This window comes from Nocardia sp. NPDC052254 (assembly GCF_040679495.1).
Taxonomy (GTDB): Bacteria; Actinomycetota; Actinomycetes; order Mycobacteriales; family Mycobacteriaceae; genus Nocardia.
The window spans coordinates 1-5,060 of the sequence record NZ_JBFAUW010000033.1; the positions used below are offsets into that span (position 1 = coordinate 1).

The 5,060-nt window shown below is 55.8% G+C and carries 2 rRNA genes; both read right to left on the reverse strand.

Annotated features, from left to right (window positions below):
- Positions 1–3,014, reverse strand: a 23S ribosomal RNA gene (locus AB0L57_RS32830); the annotation flags it as partial.
- Positions 3,015–3,347: 333 nt separating this feature from the next.
- Positions 3,348–4,864: ribosomal RNA gene (locus AB0L57_RS32835) — 16S ribosomal RNA — on the reverse strand.
- Positions 4,865–5,060: the final 196 nt, after the last annotated feature.

Genomic DNA, 5,060 nt, shown 5'->3' on the forward strand with positions numbered 1-5,060 from the left:
AGGGGGTGAGAAACCTCATCTTGGAACAGGCTTCCCGCTTAGATGCTTTCAGCGGTTATCCCTTCCGAACGTGGCCAACCAGCCGTGCTCTTGGCAGAACAACTGGCACACCAGAGGTTCGTCCGTCCCGGTCCTCTCGTACTAGGGACAGCCTTCCTCAAGTTTCTAACGCGCGCGGCGGATAGAGACCGAACTGTCTCACGACGTTCTAAACCCAGCTCGCGTGCCGCTTTAATGGGCGAACAGCCCAACCCTTGGGACCTACTCCAGCCCCAGGATGCGACGAGCCGACATCGAGGTGCCAAACCATCCCGTCGATATGGACTCTTGGGGAAGATCAGCCTGTTATCCCCGGGGTACCTTTTATCCGTTGAGCGACACCGCTTCCACTTGCCGGTGCCGGATCACTAGTCCCGACTTTCGTCCCTGCTCGACCTGTCAGTCTCACAGTCAAGCTCCCTTGTGCACTTACACTCAACACCTGATTGCCAACCAGGCTGAGGGAACCTTTGGGCGCCTCCGTTACATTTTGGGAGGCAACCGCCCCAGTTAAACTACCCACCAGGCACTGTCCCTGAACCAGATCATGGCCCGAGGTTAGAGGTCCAATACGATCAGAGTGGTATTTCAACGATGACTCCACAAACACTGGCGTGCCCGCTTCACAGTCTCCCACCTATCCTACACAAACCGTACCGAACACCAATACCAAGCTATAGTGAAGGTCCCGGGGTCTTTTCGTCCTGCCGCGCGTAACGAGCATCTTTACTCGTAATGCAATTTCGCCGAGTCTGTGGTGGAGACAGCAGAGAAGTCGTTACGCCATTCGTGCAGGTCGGAACTTACCCGACAAGGAATTTCGCTACCTTAGGATGGTTATAGTTACCACCGCCGTTTACCGGGGCTTAAATTCTCAGCTTCGCCCTTACGAGCTAACCGGTCCTCTTAACCTTCCGGCACCGGGCAGGCGTCAGTCCGTATACATCGTCTTACGACTTCGCACGGACCTGTGTTTTTAGTAAACAGTCGCTTCTCTCTGGTCTCTGCGACCACCCCCAGCTCCGGAAGTAAATTCCATCACCAGACGTGGCCCTCCTTCTCCCGAAGTTACGGAGGTATTTTGCCGAGTTCCTTCACCACAGTTATCTCGATCGCCTTAGTATTCTCTACCTGACCACCTGTGTCGGTTTGGGGTACGGGCCGTGTACCAACTCACTAGAGGCTTTTCTCGGCAGCATAGGATCACTGAATTCACCTCAAACGGCTACGCATCACCTCTCAGGCACAAGAGACACGGATTTGCCTATGTCTCGCCCTACAGGCTTACACCCGGTAATCCACCACCGGGCCCAGCTACCTTCCTGCGTCACCCCATCGCTTGACTACTACAGCCAGGGTCATGCGCAGCCACATCCGGCCTCCCGAAGGAGGTCCATCCGCTTTTGGGCACTTAGCACAACTGATTCGCCATTGGGCGCGGATACACGGGTACGGGAATATCAACCCGTTGTCCATCGACTACGCCTGTCGGCCTCGCCTTAGGTCCCGACTCACCCTGGGCGGATTAACCTGGCCCAGGAACCCTTGGTCATTCGGCGGACGAGTTTCTCACTCGTCTTTCGCTACTCATGCCTGCATTCTCACTCGCGCAGCCTCCACAACTAGGTCACCCCGCTGCTTCCCTGGCTACACGACGCTCCCCTACCCACCCAGTCGACTGGCCCGAAGGCGATCTGTATGACTGAGTGCCGCGGCTTCGGCGGTGTACTTGAGCCCCGCTACATTATCGGCGCAGGATCACTTGACCAGTGAGCTATTACGCACTCTTTCAAGGGTGGCTGCTTCTAAGCCAACCTCCTGGTTGTCTCAGCGACCCCACATCCTTTTCCACTTAGTACACGCTTAGGGGCCTTAGCCGGCGATCTGGGCTGTTTCCCTCTCGACTACGAAGCTTATCCCCCGCAGTCTCACTGCCACGCTCTCACACACCGGCATTCGGAGTTTGGCTGACTTCGGTAAGCTTGTGGGCCCCCTAGGCCATCCAGTAGCTCTACCTCCAGTGTGAAACACGTGACGCTGCACCTAAATGCATTTCGGGGAGAACCAGCTATCACGGAGTTTGATTGGCCTTTCACCCCTACCCACAGCTCATCCCCTCAGTTTTCAACCTAAGTGGGTTCGGGCCTCCACGACGTCTTACCGTCGCTTCACCCTGGCCATGGGTAGATCACTCCGCTTCGGGTCCATGACATGCGACTCAAACGCCCTATTCGGACTCGCTTTCGCTACGGCTACCCCACACGGGTTAACCTCGCCACACACCGATGACTCGCAGGCTCATTCTTCAAAAGGCACGCCATCACCCCACACACCACAAAGATGCGAAGGCTCTGACGGATTGTAAGCGCACGGTTTCAGGTACTATTTCACTCCCCTCCCGGGGTACTTTTCACCTTTCCCTCACGGTACTAGTCCGCTATCGGTCACCAGGGAGTATTCAGGCTTACCGGGTGGTCCCGGCAGATTCACAGCAGATTTCACGGGCCCGCTGCTACTCGGGTGCCTGCTACAACAGAGAACACGTTTTCGTCTACCGGACTCTCACCGTCTACGGTCGGCCATCCCAGACCAATTCGACTAACGCGATCTTTTCTGACTGTCGCCCAGATCGGCAGATCTGAGAAAGCAGGTCCCACAACCCCGGCCATGCAACGACTGCCGTCTATCACACACAACCGGTTTAGCCTCTTCCGCTTTCGCTCGCCACTACTCACGGAATCACTATTGTTTTCTCTTCCTGTGGGTACTGAGATGTTTCACTTCCCCACGTTCCCTCCACACACCCTATATATTCAGGCGCGGGTAACACGACATCACTCGTGCTGGGTTTCCCCATTCGGAAATCCTCGGATCTCAGCTCGGTTGACAGCTCCCCGAGGCTTATCGCAGCCTCCTACGTCCTTCATCGGCTCCTGGTGCCAAGGCATCCACCGTACGCTCTTAAACACTTACTAACAAAGATGCTCGCGTCCACTGTGCAGTTCTCAAACAACACACCCACCCAAACCATGATTTCAGGACCAGCACCCTCCAACGAAGGCCGGTATCTCAGAAGATCTGAGCAAGTCGTCTTGATTTCCCAGAAAGTCCAGACTCGCGCCTGTTCTTTCAGGACCCAATAGTGTGTCGGTATATCCATCGCGGAAGAGAACAGAGCCTCTCCCGTCTGCGATGAAGCCAGTCAGTGTTCCACCCATGAGCGTCCGCAGCCCTACATACGAGGACTAAACGGTCTCTGCCACAACCACACTCACCTCTGTGATGCGTCATGGAGAAGTGCTCCTTAGAAAGGAGGTGATCCAGCCGCACCTTCCGGTACGGCTACCTTGTTACGACTTCGTCCCAATCGCCAATCCCACCTTCGACGGCTCCCTCCACAAGGGTTAGGCCACCGGCTTCGGGTGTTACCGACTTTCATGACGTGACGGGCGGTGTGTACAAGGCCCGGGAACGTATTCACCGCAGCGTTGCTGATCTGCGATTACTAGCGACTCCAACTTCACGGGGTCGAGTTGCAGACCCCGATCCGAACTGAGACCGGCTTTAAGGGATTCGCTCCACCTCACGGTATCGCAGCCCTCTGTACCGGCCATTGTAGCATGTGTGAAGCCCTGGACATAAGGGGCATGATGACTTGACGTCGTCCCCACCTTCCTCCGAGTTGACCCCGGCAGTCTCTCACGAGTCCCCGCCATTACGCGCTGGCAACATAAGATAAGGGTTGCGCTCGTTGCGGGACTTAACCCAACATCTCACGACACGAGCTGACGACAGCCATGCACCACCTGTACACCAACCACAAGGGGGGCTACATCTCTGCAGCTTTCTGGTGTATGTCAAACCCAGGTAAGGTTCTTCGCGTTGCATCGAATTAATCCACATGCTCCGCCGCTTGTGCGGGCCCCCGTCAATTCCTTTGAGTTTTAGCCTTGCGGCCGTACTCCCCAGGCGGGGTACTTAATGCGTTAGCTACGGCACGGATCCCGTGGAAGGAAACCCACACCTAGTACCCACCGTTTACGGCGTGGACTACCAGGGTATCTAATCCTGTTCGCTACCCACGCTTTCGCTTCTCAGCGTCAGTTACTTCCCAGAGACCCGCCTTCGCCACCGGTGTTCCTCCTGATATCTGCGCATTTCACCGCTACACCAGGAATTCCAGTCTCCCCTGAAGTACTCTAGTCCGCCCGTATCGACTGCAAGCTTGCAGTTGAGCTGCAAGTTTTCACAATCGACGCGACGAACCGCCTACAAGCTCTTTACGCCCAGTAATTCCGGACAACGCTCGCACCCTACGTATTACCGCGGCTGCTGGCACGTAGTTGGCCGGTGCTTCTTCTACAGGTACCGTCACTCACGCTTCGTCCCTGTCGAAAGAGGTTTACAACCCGAAGGCCGTCATCCCTCACGCGGCGTCGCTGCATCAGGCTTTCGCCCATTGTGCAATATTCCCCACTGCTGCCTCCCGTAGGAGTCTGGGCCGTGTCTCAGTCCCAGTGTGGCCGGTCACCCTCTCAGGTCGGCTACCCGTCGTCGCCTTGGTAGGCCATTACCCCACCAACAAGCTGATAGGCCGCGGGCCCATCTCGCACCGATAAATCTTTCCACCACAAACCATGCGATTCGTGGTCATATCCGGTATTAGACCCAGTTTCCCAGGCTTATCCCAGAGTACGAGGCAGATCACCCACGTGTTACTCACCCGTTCGCCGCTCGTGTACCCCGAAGGGCCTTACCGCTCGACTTGCATGTGTTAAGCACGCCGCCAGCGTTCGTCCTGAGCCAGGATCAAACTCTCCGTTGAAGACTCTAGAAACACTCCGAAGAGCGAATCAGAATAATCTCGAACCAGAGTCCGAAAACCTAACTTAAACGCCAGCCGGAAAAATAGCTGACAAAAATGTCCGACCCTCACACGGGGGGCGAGAATCGGAACCAAAATAAATATTTGGCACTGACATTCATCGACACACTATTGAGTTCTCAAAGAACACACGCAC